This is a genomic window from Streptomyces sp. NPDC002125 (assembly GCF_053593715.1).
Window position 1 is genome coordinate 29,034 of sequence record NZ_JBSFDD010000038.1, and the last position, 16,250, is coordinate 45,283.

Annotated in this window: 20 protein-coding genes; all 20 read right to left on the reverse strand. The window is 71.6% G+C overall.

Going from position 1 to position 16,250, the window contains the following annotated elements; genetic code table 11:
- Positions 1-38: 38 nt before the first annotated feature.
- The 20 genes from ACWCQM_RS37795 to ACWCQM_RS37890 all read right to left on the reverse strand — a co-directional run bounded on the left by ACWCQM_RS37795 (position 39) and on the right by ACWCQM_RS37890 (position 15,851).
- Positions 39-1,043, reverse strand: coding sequence for an AAA family ATPase (locus ACWCQM_RS37795; protein WP_450919615.1), 1,005 nt, complete (start codon positions 1,041-1,043; stop codon positions 39-41).
- A complete protein-coding gene (locus ACWCQM_RS37800; protein WP_443037101.1) occupies positions 1,040-1,378 on the reverse strand; it encodes a hypothetical protein in 339 nt (112 codons plus the stop codon). Before ACWCQM_RS37800 ends, ACWCQM_RS37795 begins: the two co-directional genes overlap by 4 nt.
- Positions 1,375-1,959: a hypothetical protein gene (locus ACWCQM_RS37805; protein WP_450919616.1), complete on the reverse strand. Its 585-nt coding sequence runs from the start codon at positions 1,957-1,959 to the stop codon at positions 1,375-1,377. The genes ACWCQM_RS37800 and ACWCQM_RS37805 overlap by 4 nt, the downstream gene beginning before the upstream one ends.
- A gap of 115 nt (positions 1,960-2,074) precedes the next feature.
- The gene (locus ACWCQM_RS37810) at positions 2,075-2,494 is read right to left on the reverse strand and encodes an RRQRL motif-containing zinc-binding protein (RefSeq protein ID WP_450919617.1); all 420 of its coding nucleotides are present in this window, start codon (positions 2,492-2,494) and stop codon (positions 2,075-2,077) included.
- A gap of 233 nt (positions 2,495-2,727) precedes the next feature.
- Positions 2,728-2,943, reverse strand: a complete 216-nt coding sequence (locus ACWCQM_RS37815) for a hypothetical protein (protein WP_450919618.1) — start codon at positions 2,941-2,943, stop codon at positions 2,728-2,730.
- A 116-nt stretch (positions 2,944-3,059) separates the two neighbouring features.
- A complete protein-coding gene (locus ACWCQM_RS37820; RefSeq protein WP_450919619.1) occupies positions 3,060-3,869 on the reverse strand; it encodes a hypothetical protein in 810 nt (269 codons plus the stop codon).
- Between the two features lie 118 nt (positions 3,870-3,987).
- Positions 3,988-4,521, reverse strand: coding sequence for a DUF6197 family protein (locus ACWCQM_RS37825; protein WP_450919620.1), 534 nt, complete (start codon positions 4,519-4,521; stop codon positions 3,988-3,990).
- 67 nt (positions 4,522-4,588) lie between these two features.
- Positions 4,589-4,777, reverse strand: a complete 189-nt coding sequence (locus ACWCQM_RS37830) for a hypothetical protein (RefSeq protein ID WP_450919621.1) — start codon at positions 4,775-4,777, stop codon at positions 4,589-4,591.
- A 75-nt stretch (positions 4,778-4,852) separates the two neighbouring features.
- Positions 4,853-6,964, reverse strand: a complete 2,112-nt coding sequence (locus ACWCQM_RS37835; protein WP_450919622.1) for a chromosome segregation protein ParM — start codon at positions 6,962-6,964, stop codon at positions 4,853-4,855.
- An 80-nt stretch (positions 6,965-7,044) separates the two neighbouring features.
- Positions 7,045-7,461 carry a conjugal transfer protein TraB gene (locus tag ACWCQM_RS37840; protein WP_450919623.1) on the reverse strand — a complete coding sequence of 139 codons (417 nt, stop codon included), beginning with the start codon at positions 7,459-7,461 and terminating at the stop codon, positions 7,045-7,047.
- 15 nt (positions 7,462-7,476) lie between these two features.
- A complete protein-coding gene (locus ACWCQM_RS37845; RefSeq protein ID WP_450919624.1) occupies positions 7,477-9,297 on the reverse strand; it encodes an ATP/GTP-binding protein in 1,821 nt (606 codons plus the stop codon).
- Between the two features lie 584 nt (positions 9,298-9,881).
- On the reverse strand, positions 9,882-10,076 hold the full coding sequence (locus ACWCQM_RS37850; RefSeq protein WP_450919625.1) for a hypothetical protein: 195 nt from the start codon (positions 10,074-10,076) through the stop codon (positions 9,882-9,884).
- Positions 10,077-10,114: 38 nt separating this feature from the next.
- A complete protein-coding gene (locus ACWCQM_RS37855; RefSeq protein WP_386855870.1) occupies positions 10,115-10,612 on the reverse strand; it encodes a hypothetical protein in 498 nt (165 codons plus the stop codon).
- A gap of 124 nt (positions 10,613-10,736) precedes the next feature.
- Positions 10,737-12,950: a hypothetical protein gene (locus ACWCQM_RS37860; RefSeq protein WP_450919626.1), complete on the reverse strand. Its 2,214-nt coding sequence runs from the start codon at positions 12,948-12,950 to the stop codon at positions 10,737-10,739.
- 60 nt (positions 12,951-13,010) lie between these two features.
- Positions 13,011-13,376, reverse strand: coding sequence for a hypothetical protein (locus ACWCQM_RS37865; RefSeq protein WP_386855964.1), 366 nt, complete (start codon positions 13,374-13,376; stop codon positions 13,011-13,013).
- Between the two features lie 111 nt (positions 13,377-13,487).
- Positions 13,488-13,664 (reverse strand): hypothetical protein, encoded by a 177-nt coding sequence (locus ACWCQM_RS37870; RefSeq protein WP_386855963.1) that lies wholly within the window; start codon positions 13,662-13,664, stop codon positions 13,488-13,490.
- Positions 13,665-13,759: 95 nt separating this feature from the next.
- Positions 13,760-13,954, reverse strand: coding sequence for a DUF5999 family protein (locus tag ACWCQM_RS37875; protein WP_450919645.1), 195 nt, complete (start codon positions 13,952-13,954; stop codon positions 13,760-13,762).
- Positions 13,955-14,158: 204 nt separating this feature from the next.
- Positions 14,159-14,455: a WhiB family transcriptional regulator gene (locus ACWCQM_RS37880; protein ID WP_450919627.1), complete on the reverse strand. Its 297-nt coding sequence runs from the start codon at positions 14,453-14,455 to the stop codon at positions 14,159-14,161.
- A 252-nt stretch (positions 14,456-14,707) separates the two neighbouring features.
- Entirely contained in the window at positions 14,708-14,917 is a 210-nt protein-coding gene (locus ACWCQM_RS37885) for a hypothetical protein (RefSeq protein WP_450919628.1), read from the reverse strand.
- 166 nt (positions 14,918-15,083) lie between these two features.
- A complete protein-coding gene (locus ACWCQM_RS37890) occupies positions 15,084-15,851 on the reverse strand; it encodes a hypothetical protein (RefSeq protein WP_450919629.1) in 768 nt (255 codons plus the stop codon).
- Between the last annotated feature and the right edge of the window lie 399 nt (positions 15,852-16,250).

The window sequence follows — 16,250 nt, forward strand, 5'->3', positions numbered from 1 at the left end:
CGGGTTCGGGGTGTTCGGTGAAGCGCCGGCGGTGTGGCTCACGCGCGGACCGTGTCCGCGTACTGCGCCTCCAGGTCCGCGCGGCCCTCGGGGTCGTTGTCCTGGAGGGCCTGGTCGTCGGCCTCCTGGTCGACGTCGTCGGGCCCGCCGTGGACGGTGCAGCGCACGTCCGGGTCGGTCATCAGTTCGCCGGTCAGCGCGCGCAGAAGGTCGGTGACGTTGTAGGCCGGCGCCCACGCCTGGCCCTCGCATTCGGCGTCGGCCGCGCAGCCGACCAGGATGTCGAAGCCGACGTCGCCCTCGCCGTCGATGTCGTTGCGCTGGGCGAGGACGATGCGGTCGGCTCCGAGCCGGATCTCCGCGACGCGGTCGCCGCCGGCGAGCGGCGAGTTGTCGCGCCAGCCCCACATCGGCAGGATCTCGGGGCCGAAGGTGCGGCGGACCAGGAGCAGGTCGCCCAGGCCCTCGTTGTCGTCCCAGCCGAGATCCGCGCGCCGGGCATCGCTCAGCGGCTTCAGCAGCGCCTGGAGGCGGTAGACGTTCTCCGCGACAACGACGTGGTCGAACCCCTCAGCGGGCAGGCTGGGGAACGCGTCGACCATCGCGGCGTGCTGCGCCCGTACGACGTGCTCGGGCACGCGACGGTTCGCGGGCCGGCCTTCCTGGCGCTCCACGCACACGGAGAGCGGGGTCGGGACGACCAGGGCGACCGTGGGAACGCCGTGTCGGCGGGCGGTCGCGATCAGGTCGGCGCGTACGGCGAGCTCACAATTCGTCGCGTCGACGACCGTCATCTTGCGGCGGGCGAGGCGCGCCTCGAGGACGGCCTGGAGCGCGAACACCGCGTCCTGGGTCGATTCCTGGCACCCGCCGTCGTCGCTGACCATCGCCCTGAACCTGTCGAGCTCCAGGACCTGCGTGGCGGGCCAGGTGGAGGCCCACGTCGACTTGCCCGAACCGGCCGCGCCGATCAGGCACACCAACGACGGCTCCGGGATCGTCGTGTCGACGGGCAGCGCGTTCTCCAGGCGGAAGGTGGTCATTCGGCTTCTCCCTGCGGGTCAAGAGCACGGGTGGCGTAGTAGGTCTGCAGGCCGGCGTTCTCGGTGATGAGGGCCGCGGCCTCGTGCAGCGGGCACGACATCTCGCCGTCGCGGTCCGGCTCGATCCGTCCGGCGGCCTGCGCGGCGACGGTGAGCAGCTGCGCGAGGGAGCCGAAGACGCCGTCCTGGCGGTGGTCCTCGTGGTGGAGCTCGCGCAGGATCTGCGCGAGCTCCTGGGCGCCGACCTCGCCGCGCAGCTCGTCCTCGATCTGCTGGAGGGCGAGCTGGACGATCCCGGCGGAAGCGCGGACCCGGTCCAGGCGGGTGCGGGTCACCGGCGGGAGCCGGGACGGGTGGTCAGCCAGACGGTGACGGCCGCCGCACCGACGCCGATCGCGCGGTGCAGAGCGGCATCCAGCTCCATCCACGCGCTGCCGGGCCCGGTGAGCTCCTTGGTGACCGTGCCTTCGTCGTCGAGGCGGACCGCCTGGCAGTGGTCGATGTACCCGGTCTTCCGGGTCTTCTTCGCCAGCCACAGCAGAGCGGCCCCGCGGTCGATCGCCGCGTGCGTCCCGGCGTTGATGGCCGCGCCGGCGAGCAGCGCGGTGGGCGTGACGCGGTAGCCGAACGCGCGGGTGATCGCGACGGTCGCCCCGAGCTGCACGGCGGTGTACGAGGCGACGTGGCAGGCCACGGCGCGCCTGCCGAGCGCGCTGGTGGTCATCGTCGGGCGGCTGGAGTCCTCGGTGGCGGGGGAGCCGTCGGCGTGGACCAGGTCCTTGCCGTACAGCCGCTTCCGCGAGGCCGTCTTACTGCCCTGGACCCAGTGGTCGCAGGCAGGATGCAGCTCGCCGAAGGTCGCCAGCAGGGTGCCGAAGAGGGCCAGGCGCTCGGTGGTGAGGGGCAGACGGTGCATGCTGGGGTTCTCCTGATCTCGATGGGTGAGGGAGCGGGCGGCCGGCTCTTTGCCGATGCTGCGGCCGCCCGGTGGTACTCCCGTCCCGGCCTGTGCGGCCGGGACGGGGTCCGCGCTACGCGGCCAGCCGGTGAGCGGCGGGTGCCGAGGGCGCGAAGTAGCTGCTGGGGTCCACCGGGGTGCCGTCGAAGCACTCGATGCAACAGCCGAGCTTCTTGGAGAGGCAGAAGTAGAACCGCCGCCCGCAGTCGCCGCAGGTCTGGCGAGCTGCCATCGCCTTGTCCAGGGCCCATTCCTGAGCGAGCGTCGGCGTGCGCTTGGGTACCGCCAGGTCGACGCGGAGCAGGAAGCCGCGGGTCGGGTGACGGCAGGACCACTGCGGGCGGGTCGCGCACAACCTGCACCGCAGGATCGCGACCGGGCCCTGATTGCTGCCGGGACTCAGCTGCATGTCCCGTAACTTCCGTCTGGTCACGAGCCCTTCGGGCACCGTGCCGCGGTCGAACTCCGGCAGCGCCGCGTCACTGCGCAGCACCCGGGTCACCTCGCGGCGGCGACGCCTCGTTCGGCGGCGCGGCATCACCGGCGCCAGGTGCCGGGCAGCCGGTCGGGACGGTACGGGTAGCGGGGTCCGGGACGCTGCGGGCGGGGCCGGCCGATGCGGCGACGCGGGCGGGGGATGAGCACGGGCAGTTCCTCCAGAGGTCGGTGCACAGCGCCGCGCCCCCGCCGACATCGTTCGTCGGCGGGGGTGCGGCGGGTGACGGATCAGGCGGGCGTGTGCGTGCGGTGCGCGCCGGGCGTGGTCGGTGCCGGCGTGGTGTGGCTCGGGCGCGGGTGCTGGGGCTGCTGGTCGGGGGCGCCGTGCAGGTGGGTGCCGATCAGGTAGCCGATCAGCAGTCCGCCGGTGCCGTAGACCTTGTGCCGGTTCGCCTTCCACCAGGTGGGCGGGGTCGGCTCCGTCAGCACGCCTATGACGGCCACGTGTTTCTCCGTTCGGTTGGGGACAGGGCGGGTGGTACGTGAGGCCGGTCGGCCTGTCCGGCCCTCGCCCGGCCCGCGGCTGCGGGGAGGGCGAGGACCAGGCGGAGCGACCGGGGTCAGCGCTGGAAGGGGTGGACGTTGTCGGGGGCGTCGTCGTCGGGCGCGGTGGCCGGGGCGGGGATGTGGATCTCGGGCCGGATCTCGATCTGGGGCTGGAAGGCCGGAGCGGGCGGGGGGAAGTTGTTGATGTTGATGAAGGGGCGCAGGCTCAGGCCCCGCAGGGCAGCGGTGGAGGCGATGGTCCAGGCGAGGACGGCGATGGCGGTGGCGACGGTGCGCCCGTCGGCGGGGGTCGTGGTCCACACGACCGAAGCGGTTGCTGCGCCCCAGCAGGTCCATGTGAGGCGGGCGCCGGTGGCGCCGATGAAGCCGCCGATCAGGCCGAACAGGCCCGTGGCCTGCCAGAAGATGTAGATGGCGGCGCCGCTGACCGGGAGGCCGGCGGTGTGCTGGGCGATGTAGGTGCGGATCGGGTTGTCGACCACGCCCCAGAACTCGCCGGTGGCGCTGGTGCCGACCTGGGTGGCGGGCACCGCGTCGGCCAGGCGGTTGAGGGCGGCGTCGAAGATGTCCCCGGCGGTGTCGAGCAGGATGATGACCGCGCACATCCCGGTGAGGATCAGGACGGCCTTGATCCAGTTGGCCATGCCGTGCCAGCCGGCCTGCGGGACCTGGCGCAGTTCCTCCCACCGCCCGTGCAGGAAGCCGCCCTGCTCCCAGGAGGCGTTCCACGCGGCGCGCAGCTGGGCGAGGTTGGTGCCGGGGTCCTTGTCCGGGCCGTTGGCCGGCGGCGGGGCCGCCTGGTCGAGCAGGTCGAGGAAGCTCGGGTTGTTCTGGCCGTTGATGGGCTTGTCGTCGGACTGCATGGCGGGCGCTCCCTTGATTCGGGTTCGTGTGGTGGGTCTGTGGTGTGCAGGCCGGAGGGCCTGGCCCGCACCCGACCGCAAGGGGTTCGGGTGCGAGGCAGGTGGTCCGGAGCAGGGTTCAGAGGCCGCGGGCGTCGGCGAGGCCGGCGGCCTGGTCGAGCATCCGCATCGGGATGCGGCCGCTGGCGAAGGCGTCGTTGAAGGACGGCACGGAGTCGACGTCGCCGAACTGGCGGCGGATCGCGTCCATCAGGACCTCCAGGCCGCGCGACTCCAGGCTCTGGTCGCCGCGGGCTTCGATGTGGATCGCGCCGTACAGGCAGCGGGCACCGTCCTCGTCGACCAGGGCGCCGGAGCACCAGCCGCCGGTGAGCAGCCGGTGGTGCGCGCGCTGGAGGAGCGCCGCCACCGGGGTCGGGTACGGGGTGGGCGGCGGCTGGAGGGTCGGGGTGAGCGGGAGGGTGACGATGTCGCTCAGGTCGACCGGCTCGATGGGGATGTGCGCGGTGTTGACCTCATAGGCGACGGCGGCTTCCTCCAGCCGGATGGTCATCGCCGCGTCCGTGGCGGCCATGCGGGCTTCCAGCGAGAGTTCGGCGGGCGGCGCGCTCGTGCGGGCCGGTATGGGCGGGGCGTGGGTGGGGTGGGGCATCGGGGCTCCTCGGAAGGCGTCGGAGGTGCAGGGGGCGGCGGCCGTCGACGCCGACGGCCGGGCGGTGTCAGAAGGTGGAGATCCAGCCGGTGACGCCGCTGATCGCGTCGGTGATGAAGGGCGCGGCACCGGTGGAGGCGAGGAAGAAGCCGAAGGCGGCGCAGGCCAGGGCGTGCCAGAGGCGTACGGAGCCGCCTCGGATGAGGACGACCACGACGATGGCGAGCAGGACGACGACGGAGATCGATACGGCCACGAGCGGTGTGTCCTTCCAGAGGTGAGCAGGGCCCGGCCGATGTGGCCGGGCCCTGCGGGGATGTGCGGGGTGGGGTCAGACGCCGGAGAGGTTCTTGATGGCCTCCAGCGCCTGGCGGGGCGAGGTGACCGCGTCGCGGCGCGCGGCGGACTTCCCTCCGCCGCGAGGCTTGCCGCCGCCCCTCTTCGGCTTGTCGTCCCCGTCCCCGTCCTCGTCATCGCTCGGTTCGGGGCCGAATTCCCCGGGCCGGGGCGGCTCGGTCCAGTCGAACCAAAGGTCCCGCGCCTCGAGCTCGCGGATCTCGTAGTCGGTGAGGCTGGCGACCATGTCGGGGAAGTAGTCGTCCAGGCCGGCCTTGAAGTCCATGAACAGCGTGCGCAGGACCTCGGGCTGCTTGGCTTCGACGATCCACCCGGCGCCGCCGGTGTTGGAGTTGGCGGGCGGCTCGGGCTCTCCGGCCATCACCCGCTCGATCCGGCCCGCCTCCGCAGGAGAGAAGGAGCGGGGGAGCGGCTCGGGGGTGTTCTCGGAGGAGATGCCGAGGGTCTTGAACATCTCGGCGACCTTCTTCGGCGCGACCTTCAAGACGACCGGGATGCAGTTCTCGCGCAGGTTCTCGCACAGCAGCTGCGTGAACCCGTCCTGCACGTAGATGGACTGGCCGGCCACCTTCAGCCCGATGCCGTACTTGCGGCCCTTGACCGACACCTTCTCGGCGAGGTCCATGATCTCCGCGCCGTAGTCGCCGTTGCGGGCGGCGGAGAGGAACTCATCGAGGTAGGCGGACAGCATCCGGTAGGGGCAGCCCGGCAGTTTGGGGTCCCAGTCGTAGACCCGTCCGTCGTCCCACGGCATCTCGCCGCGGATCTCCATCAGCGCGTCCAGGGTGCGCAGGAGCCGGATCATGTAGAGCGCGCCGACGCCGTAGCGGTCGGTGTACTCGCCCAGCTTGGCGGCCTTCTCGTCCGGGGCTTCCGCCGCCAGCCACACCACCGCGCCGAACAGGGCGTCAGCGGCGACGTGCAGGCCCATCAGCTGGGTCTTGCCGCCGCCGGACGGGGCGACGAACAGGCCGTGAGCTGCGCCCCGGTCGGTGTAGACGCGGTTGCGGGCGGGCTGGCCGTTGCCGAGGTATCCGGTCACCCACCGTCCGTCCTTGTCCGGGGTCAGCAGCTCCTTCGTGGCGGGGAAGATCTGCGCGAGCGGGCTGGAGTCCCACAGGGAGACCAGGACCTGGTTGCCGTCGACGGTGACGAACAGCCGGCCTTCGTCGTACTTGGTCTTCAGCGCGGCCGCCAGGCCGTGCTGGTTGACGCGCGGCTCGCCCATCTCGTCGGGGACCTGGGCGATGTAGTGGGTGACCTTCCGCTCGTGGTCGCGGATCTTCTTGATGAACTCCGAGCCGGGCACGGGCCCGCCGGCGATCCGGTCGGCCCACCACTCGTGCGTGGTCGGGGCCTTGCGGCGGCGCTCGTTCAGGTCGGGGGTGACGTGGACTTCCTTCCAGCCGGGGCCGCCCTCACGCCCGTACTGCCGGACCACGTCCTCGATCCGCACGTCGGAGATTTCGACACCGAACGCGGCGGCGACCGCTTCCTGGGTGAGGCTGGAGATCGGCCGTCCGGCCTCGGAGGCGCGCAGCAGCAGGGACAGGTCGTTGGGCATGCCCGCGTGCGGGGTGGCGGTGACGACGATGGTGCGGCCGGGCAGACCTCGGGCCTCCCACAGCCAGCGGACCTGGCGGGTGAAGGAATCGGCGCCGTCGTCCGGCTGCGCAAGGGACGGCTCGGGGGCGGCCTGCAGCTGCGGCGCGGGGGCCGGGGCGGCGAGCGCGGGACGGTGACGGCGGCGGGTGTGCCGGGAGAAGGGCATCACCAGCAGGCCGGCCGTCGCCCATCCGGCGGCGAGGATGCCGTCCAGGCACCACGGACCCCAGCCGACCGTGTTGCGGGCGGCGATGTCGACGGCGGCCGCGAGCACGAGCGGCGACCAGCGCAGGATCTTGCGTCCCGCACCGGAGTCGGTGCTCTTGGCGGCCAAGACCCAGCCGCCGACACCGGCCGCGCCCGCCAGCTGCACGACCGTGTTGACGGGGCTGTCGGCGAAGAGGTTCGGGGCCGCGGCGAGGACCGGGGCGGTCAGGGTGTAGAAGGTGCGCTCCAGGGCGACGCTGCGCGGCACGGACACGGGCTTTCTCCTTCGGGTATGGCGATGGGCGGCCCGCCGTTACGTGGCGGGCCGCCCATCAGGGGTTTCGGTGGGTCGGGTCAGCGGACGAAGAAGCCCGGCTTGGGGGTCCGCTCCGGGCGGCTGGAGCGGATGTCGTCCAGGCCCTCGTACAGCCGCGCGTGGGTGCGCCGCGTGTCGTGGGCGAGGCCGGAGACCTCCTGGGCCGTCTCGTGGAGCTTCTTCACTTCGACGGCGGCGCCGCCCAGGGCGACGGACACCTGGTTCGTCATCTCGATGAACTTGCGGTCCAGCTCCGCGTTGGCGATGTCGACGGCCAGGCCCTCAGAGCGCTGGGCGTTCTTCCGCATGCTGAGCAGCAGCACTTCGAGCTCGTTGCCAGCCAGGTCCATGGCCGTGGCCAGCGTCTTGAGCTTTTTCTGGACGGCCTTGTAGCGGTTGTCGCCGTCCGTCTTGGCGGCGGCACCGCCGCTGGTGGTGGGTGCGAGGTCGCTCATCAGCGGACCTCCCTTCTAGTCGTGGTGGGCGGCGGAGGAAGCGGTGGCCAGGCCCGCGTCGTCCATGGCGTCGATGTCCTGGCCGTAGACGTGACCGACCGACATGGCGGCGATCCGGGCGGCCTCCGAGGCGATCTCGCACTCGGTGGCGCACCGTTCGGCCAGCTGCTTCATGCGGTCCGCGGCGTCGGCCAGGTCGGTGATCTGGTCGACGACCTCGGTCGCGATGTTGTGGTCGCCGACCAGGTCGGCCGCCATGTCCCGCAGCGCGTCGGCGACCTTGCCGAGCGCGACGGCCAGCTCCTGGGCGCGGTCCTTGTCGAGCGCTGCGGCGATCGCGATGTTCACGATCTCCATCAGGTACTCGCCGAAGGTGATGTCGGTGCGGTGCTGGGCCGCCATGCCGGTCTGGCCCGACGCGGGCTTGTTGACCTCCGAGGCCACGGGATCCTCCTGTGCGGTGGGTCGGCTGGTGCCGGGACGCTGGGTGTGCGGCTCGGGCGCGCGGGGGAGGCTCGCCGGACTGCTGACGTGCGCCCCGAAGGGGTCGGACGGGTCGTCGACGATGACCGCGTCGGGGATGTCTTCCTCAGCCGGTTCGGGCTGCGGGGTGCGGGTCGGGCCGCCGGGGCGGTCCACCGTGACGTCGCCCAGGTCCTCGGGCCGAAGCCTCGAGGGCTCCTCCGGCTCGGGCGGGGCGTTGTCCTCGCCGGCCTTGGTGAAGAAGTCCTTGAGCTTCTCCTTGAAGGAGCGCTCGTCGTCGCTGTCTTCGGCGTCCGGCGGGTCCTTGACCTCGTCGGCCTTGGGGTCGGTGTCCGTCCCTGTGCCGTCCTTCGCGTCCGTGTCTGCGGAGGCGTCAGACGGCTTCTCTCCGCTCTTCGTGTCGTCGTCCGGCTCCTTGGCCGCGGAGTCGTCCTTCGGACCGTCCGAGGGCTTCTCAGGGTCGTCCTCGGTCATCTTCTTGGTCGTGGCCTCGGAGTCCTTGTCGCCGGTGGCGCCGGTGGCGTCCTTGGCGTCGTCCATGGCCTTGTCGTCCTTCGAGGCCTTGTCCTTCTCCGCCGCGCGGCGCTTGTCCCAGCGGCGTTGCGCCTCCTGCCCGAGGGCCGCGCCCAGGGTGGTGCGGTCGTCGGCGGCCTTGGCCGCCTCCCGCTTCGCCCGTGCCGCGGCCTTCCGCTCGGCTTTCACCCTGCGGCGTTCCTCGCGCGCCGCCTGGACGGCGGCGCGGTCCTGGTCGCGGTCCTTGCTGCGGTCGGCGAGGTTGGCGGCCTGGTCGGCGCTGCGCCGCTGATGGCGTGCCGCCTGGCGGGCGGCGGCGCGCTCCTGGCGGCCGCGGGCCCGCTCGGTCCGAGGGCTGGCGGCCGGCGAGTCCTTCGACTTGCCGCCGTCGCCCTTCGAGCCGCCCTTGCCGGTCCCGGTACTGCCCGAGCCGTTCTTGCCGCCGGAGCCGCCCGAACTTCCCTTGCCCGTACCGGCCTTGCCCGACCCGGAGCCTCCAGAGCCGTTCTGGCGGCCTTTCGGCCCGCCGGACGACTCATTGCCCTTCGAGGGGCCCTTGCCGCCGCCAGCGGAGCGATCAGAGCCCTTCCCGGCGCCCTTGGGGGAGTTGCCGCCCCCGGAACCGCGACCGGAGCCGCCGGACCCGTTCGTTCCCGAGCCCCGGCCGCCACCGCGGCCGGAGCCGCCGGAGCTGCCCCCGCCGCCGGCCTTCGAGCGGCCGCCCTTGTCGGCGCCCAGGCCGGAGCCGGAGGACCGCGCCGCGTCGGTCTTGCCGCGCGCCGCCGCCTTGTCCGACTTCGCTTTCATCTGCGCGGCGTGGAACTTCGCGTTCTGTTCCATCAGCGCGGTTTCCTGAGCGGTGCGGGCCTCCAAAAGCGCGGCCTTGCGCGCTATTTCCGCCTCACGGAACGGCGCTTCACCGGCATGCCGGTCCCGCGCCACTTCCAAACGGAGTTCCAGCCAGTCACCGAGGCGATCGGCGAGAGAACGAGGCTGTTCGTATTCACCTTCCTCGTATTCCTCATCGTCAGCATCGGGGGCGTCAGGCATTCCCGTTTCCCGCAATGCGACTTCCGGGGAAATAGGGCCGCGAATGGCCGGAAGTTCCCTGCTCGCTCCTTCCGGGGATGCCGGAGGAGCACCGTCGTCCGGACTGCTGACGGACGGTTCGGAATAAAAGAGATCCCCGCCATCGGGGGCATCCGGCATTCCGCCGGAATCGCCGCCCCGAGTGGGGAGGCTGATCACGTTGCTGTCGGTGTCGTCGGACACGCGACCCCTCCTCCTGGGCTTGACAGTCGGCATCGGCCTCGCGTACACGCGCGCACGCCACGCGCGGCACGCGACACGCGCGGCACGCGTTGGGATCGCCGAAGGGCCGCCCCCGGGGATCGGGAGCGGCCCTTCGTACGGGGCGCGGGAAGCTAGCCGACGTGGCGGCTGAAGACGTTGTGCAGGGCGAGCGCGGCCTCACGGATGAACTCCGTGTTCCCGTCGCGATATGCCTGGGTGCCTCGGATGTTCGTCACCCGGAGCCAGTAGTAGAAAGTGCCGAGGTCCTTGCCGTGCTGCGCGATCAAATCCTGTTTGATTTTGCGCTCGTGTTCCGCACGGTTCATTTGCTTCCGCTCTGCTTTCGTGAGCGGGCGACCTGCACTCACGCCGACTCCCTGCGGTCCAGGTTGTAAATCGACGTGGGACCACCATAGCCCGGATTCGGGCTCTGTGCACCCTGCTGACCCGGGTTTTCCGGGGCGGCCTGGAGCGTCGGGTTGTTCTTACGCGCCTTGATCTGCGCCTTTTCCTTTCGAATCTTCTTGACCTCCTTCACCTTTTCGTCGTGGGCGTGGCGCTTATGCGCGCTCTTTTCCAGTCCCGAAGTGGCGCTCTTGAGGTCCTTAAGGACTCCATTCAGCGAGTTTTCCACCGGGAAAGAGCGCAGGAAAGCCTGCCCCCACTTGTCACCGTCCACGCGGACCCCGCGGCAGTGCACGCGGGCCTCGCGCTGGAGGATCTCCAGCTTGGCCTGCATGTCCAGCACGACCCGGTGGAAGTCCGCGAGGTAGTGCGCGTAGGCGTCGGGGTTCCGCGCGATCTCGCGCAGCGCCGCGTGCGGGTCGTCGAAGAAGGGCTGGCCGTTGTTTTCGGTACTCACGGGGTCCTCCGTGGGGGTCGGATCTGCTGTACTCGGGGGGCTGTGGACTGCTTCCGGCAGTCGCAGCGAGGGCCAGCCCAAACTCCAATTGGGCTGGCCCTCACTGGTGTGTGCCGGACTCGGATCACGTCAGGTGCTTGTCCGCGTCCTCGGGGCGCAGCAGGCCGGCCTTGGAGAGCAGGCGCACCGCGCGGTTGTTGTTGACGGAGAGCTGGTTGCGGACCTGGTAGAGCGTCACGAACCCGTCCTCGCCGCGGGGGAGGTTCTGTACGAGCGGCAGGAGTTCCTCGTCCGTCCGTACAGGCGTACCGGGACGCTCCGCGCCTGCCGTACTGCCCGTTCCGGTTGCGGGAGAGGACGTGGCGTCCGTCCCTGTACGGGCCCCCGGCACACCCTCGTTGCCGGGCTGTGTACGGACGCTGATGGCGCCGGTGCGTCCCTGTACGGCCGCGCTGGCCGTCCCGGTACGCCCGACAGTCGCCGTACCTGTACGTGCCGCCCCCTCGGAGGGGGTGTGTACGCCGTATGTACGGTCGCTGTACGCCCTGGTCACCGCCGCTTCGGTGCCGCCGTCGTGCGGCGGGTGCGAGGCGGGGTGTACAGGGTCCGTACCGTCCCATCCAGCGCCCGAGCCGTCCGGGCGAACCGTGTTGGGCGCGGCGTACAGGTCGTGGTTCGCGCCCTCTGTACGGCTGGACGATGCGGTGTCCGTTCCGTCAGTACGCCGGTGCGTAACTGTACGGGCGGGCATTCCGTTTCCGCCGTCCGTACCGGTACGGACGCCCGCAGTGGCCTTACCGCCGTGGCCGTCCGTACCGTCGTCGTGCATGAGCGTGTGGACGCGCCAGATGACGGCCACGAAGATCAGCACGACGAACGTGGTCAGCTGCCACGGGGCCGACTGGCCGTCCTGGACGAGGTGCGCCTGCTCGGACAGGTGGTAGGTCACGTTCGCCGACGCCATCAGCAGCAGCGCGTAGGGGATGTCCTTCTTGGCCCGGAACGCGGTGACGCAGTAGACGTCGATGCTGACCGGCAGCAGCGGGGCGACGTACTGGTTGATGCCGACCATGCGGGCCAGCTCGTACTCGCCGGAGGCGGCGAGCCCGACGCCGGCGGCGAGCGCGATCCATGGCGCGGTCTTCCACGCCTTGCGGCTGATGTTCTGCTGCCAGCCGTTCCAGCGGGAGGCGGACTTCTTCGCCTCCCGGGCCTCATCGAGCAGTCGGCGGGCACGGGCCTCATCGGCCTTCGCCCGCTCGGTGACGGCCTTCGCCTTGCGCTCCGCCTCGGTGGTGATGCGGTCGGCCTCCTTCTGGGCGGCCTCGCGCAGCTGCACCGCGACGGTCTTGGCTTCGTCCCTCAGCCGCTCGCGCTGCTTGTCGCACGCCGCCTTGAGCCCGGCGAGCTCGTCGGCGAGGGCCTTGCGCTTGGTGGCGGCCTCCGCGTCGAACTGGTCGGTGAGCGCGCGCAGCTTCGTCCGCAGCTCGGTGCGGGCCGCCTCCGCCTCGGTGTGCGCGGCCGCGACCCGGTCGTCGGCCTCGCGGCGCCGGTCGTCGGCGGCCTTGACCGCGTCCGCGTACAGCGCCTCCGCCTCCGCGCGGCGGCCGTCGTACTGTTCGGCCGCCGTCGCCGCGAGCTGGGCGAACCGCTCGCGGGCCTGGTCGACCTCCCGCTGCGCCGCGGCGACCAGGTCGTCGGCCTGCTCCTGGGCGCGGGCGAGGATCTGGCCGGCCTCGGTGCGGCGCTGGTCGACCAGGGTGCTGATCTCGGTGAGGTCAGCCTCCGCCAGGCGGCGCAGCTCGGCAACCGCCTTGCCCGTGGCCGCGCGGTCGGTGGCGGCCAGCTCGGTGAGGTCGGTGACCTGCGCGCGGGCCTCCCCCACCAAGGTGTTGGCACGCTCGCGGGCCTCCGTCAGGAGCCGGTCGGCCTCGCCGCGCGCCGCCTCCAGGTCGACCTTGGCGGCCTCGCGCTGGGCGGTGGCCTCCTGGTCGGCGTCGGCGGTGATGCCCGCGGCGCGGGCCTGCGCCTCGGACATCAGCACGGTGACCTGCTCGTGCGTGTCAGCGACGGTGCGCGCGGCCGCCGTCTCCGCTTCGGCCTGGAGGGCGGCGGCCTGCTCGCGCGCGGTGTCGATGACGTCGGCGGCCCGGTCCCGGGCGGCCGCAACGCGGGCCAGCGCCTCGAGGTCGACGACCTCCGCCTCCGGCTCCGTCGTCGTGGCCGGGGCCGGGGAGACGTCGGGGGTGGGGGAGGCGGTGGGCTGCGGCGTCGGACGGGTTGCCGCCGGCTTCTTGCGGGTGGGGGTCCTCTTGCGGGCGGTTCGTGTGGCGGCCACGCCGCCTCCTTCCGGGTCGGGTGCCGCCCCTGGGCGGGGGCGGCGGTTCAGGTGGTTCGGTCAGTCGCGCTGGGCGGGCAGTTCCGCGCGCTGATTGGCGGTCGCGTGCTGCTGGGTGAGCCAGGCGATGGCGGCCGCGGTCATGTCGTCGGCCGCGCCGTCGGTGTTCAGCGGGGCGGTGTCGATGTCGCGCATCGCGTCGACGGACGGCAGCAGCCGCATGTACTCCCCGCTGGCGTAGTGGACGTAGCGGTCGGAGGCCAGGGCGATCAGGTCGTACTTGCCGTCCATCCAGGCCCGCTCGACCTTGCACACGAAGGTGTGGCCGGCCTGCCCGGTCCAGAACATCTCCGGGTCGCGGAACAGGACGAACTGGCCCTGCTGGAACTTGATCGCGGGGGTGGTGCTCTGGGCGCTGTTGCGCATGGCGACTCCTGGCGGGTTGTTGGTCCGGGCTGTCCGGCTCCCAGTCACCGCCTGCACCGGCCGCCGGAGTGCGGTGGCCGGTGCAGGCGGATCAGGCAACTGGCAGTCCGCTCACCGCGGAGTGGTGGTCACCTCGTCGCGGGTGGGGAAGTTGTGGCGGCCGTCGTCCATGCGGACGGTGAGGTGGCCGCCGGTGTGGACCTCTTCGACCGTCCCCTGGGCCCCGGCCTGGTGCCGGGTGCCGAGGGCCTCGATGTCGGTGGTGAGCGTGACGCGATCTCCGCGCATGGCCATCCCTTCGTGGTCCGGACTCTCCGGCTCCCAGTCACCGCCCGACCCGGCCGCCGGGGTGCGGCGGTCGGTGCGGGCGGATCAGGCAGCCGTCAGGCCGTGGCGGCGACGAGGGGGCGGTGCGGGGCGATGATCTGGCCGTCGGGCAGCAGCTCCCCGGTGTCGTCGAAGAGCACCAGGGCGTTGCACAACAGGCTCCAGCCCTGCTCCGGGTGGGCCGCCACGACCTGCGCGGCCTCGCGGTCCGGGCTGGCGGCCGACGGGCACTTCGGCATGTGCGTGCACAGCGAGCCCGGCATCTGGGAGGCGCCGGTGGGGGTCGTCGCGGTGTCGAGCTGGTGGCTGCTTTCCATGGGGCTCTCCTGCGGGGGAGGAAGCGATCCCGGGATTGTTCCGGGCTGGAGACGTGCGAAAAGGCCGGCGGCCCGTCGTGCGGACAGCCGTTGTGCGGCAGTGCTGTGGGGCGGGCCGGAAGTTGGCCGACGCTCCCGTCAGGCGGTGCGGTTGCGGGCGGCGCGGCGCTTGAGGGAGCGGCGCTCCTTCTCGGACAGCCCGCCGAACACGCCATAGTTCTCGCCCCGCTCCAGCGCGCCCTGGAGGCAGGACTCCATCAGCGGGCAGCGACGGCAGACAGCCTTCGCTTCCTCCTCCTGGAGAAGCGCCGGGCCGGTGTCCCCGATCGGGAAGAACAGCTCGGGGTCCTCGTCGGCACAGAGCGCACGCGGGACCTCGGTGTCGCTCGTGGCGACGGCGCCGTAGTAGGGGGTGCGTACGATGGTGCTGTTCATCAGGGCCTCCCAGAAGGTCCGTACGACAGCCCCGGGGGTGCATCCCTGGGGCTGTTTGCGTGGTGGCGGCCGGACGGCCAGAGCGAAGGTGAGCTCCCGACGCTCTCCGCCGGCCCCGCCCGTGTGGGCGCGGGGACGACGGGCAATGCCGGGGGATCGGTCAGCGGCGGTTGTTCTCCGACCGCTGGTTCTGTTCCTGGTTCTTGCGCGAAAGCTCAGCGCGCTCCGCGTCGGTCAGGCTCGTGATGGCGTTCACCGGGTCGCCCCCATCTGCGCGAGGGTGCGGCGGGCGCGGCGGCCGGCCTTCGCGGCGCGGGAGTCGCCGTCGGCCACCAGGTGGCGGACCAGCTGGTGGAACTGGTCGGTCTCGTCGCGCTCCGGGCCCTTCTGGTTGTCGGCGTCCTCCATGTCGTCGTAGAGGCCGTTCGACGGGGCGGGGATGGTGCGTGTCATGCTGGGCATCAGGTCCTCCGAGTCAGGTCCTGGACAGTCCGAGGGCTGCAATCCCAAGGGCTGTCGCGATCACTCCCCATTTGGGGAGTCGACTGCTGTACGAGCAGCCACGGCCCCGGCCGCCCCCTTTACTGCGGGGCGGCCGGGGCCGTGGTCGTTCGTCTCGGTGTGCGAGTCAGAACTGGATGCGCATCCAGGCCGGGAAGCGGCCAGCGCACCGACCGCAGTGGGTCCGGCGGAGGACCTGGCGCCATCCGGCAGCGGCTGCGCGGACGAAGTTCAGCTCGGTGGTCCCGCAGTTCACGCACTCGGGCTGCACAGGAGCCTCTTCCGCCGGATGGCCGTTACGGGCGTGCCTGCCCAGCTCGGCCTGCCGCCGGTCGTGGCGTTCCAGGTGCTCCGGCTTCAGCGGGAGCTGGGGGCCATCAGCCGGGCGCTCCCCGTCCGGGAGCTCCTTCCGTGCGGCGTCGGTGTCGCCGACCTGTACCTGAACCGCCTTCCAGTCGGCCACGCGGCCGGCCGGGGTGCGCTCGGCACGAGCCCGCAGGGTCCGGTCGGTCGCCGGGCTGAATGCCTTGGCCAGCACCGTGGTGGCCGTTCGGCTGGAGGCTTCCGTGGCGGCGTCGGTCAGGGCCTGGCGCCACTCGGGGATCGTCATGTCGAACTCGATCCGGCGGTTGCTGCTCCGGCAGTGGAGTGCGGCGGCGACGTCGGCCTTGCCGGTGTGGTGCGGGACGAGCTTCTGAACCTTGCTCTGCATGCCGGTGATCGGCACCCAGGTCTCGCAGTCCTCGCAGACCAGCACGGCCTTGAGCGGGTCGCGGAGGTCGATGTGCGACGGCAGGATCTGGGAAATCTTGATGGCGGGGAGGGCGCTGACCCGCTTCGTGCGGGTCCGGCGGAGACGTTCCTTGGCGGTGGGCACCGCGGCGGTGATGGACATGCGGGATCTCCTCATGTGCGAAGGGGTGGGAGTGCGTCGCGGTGCTCTCTCCGCCCGCCAGGCCGCGCGGGAAGTCCCGGCGGCCTGACGGTCGGACAGCGCATAGCGCTGCGACTTGCAGTAGGGAGTCGAGAACCCGGGGATTTGCTCTTGCCATCAACCCGGCCCCCTCTTGCGAGGCGGACAACTTCCTACGGTCTTGCGGTGACGCAAGTGGTGACTACTCCCTGCGCTCAGCTACTCGCCCTGCGCCGGGAACACCTTGATTAGAGCCCCCTCCCGGGGGTCTCGTCAACCTGTCTAGCTAAGTAGATTCACAACATCGCTCTGACCTGCACTTTTATCTCGCCACATAGACGTTTCGCCGTGTCCCGAACCGGCCCGTGTCGCGCCCGGCTT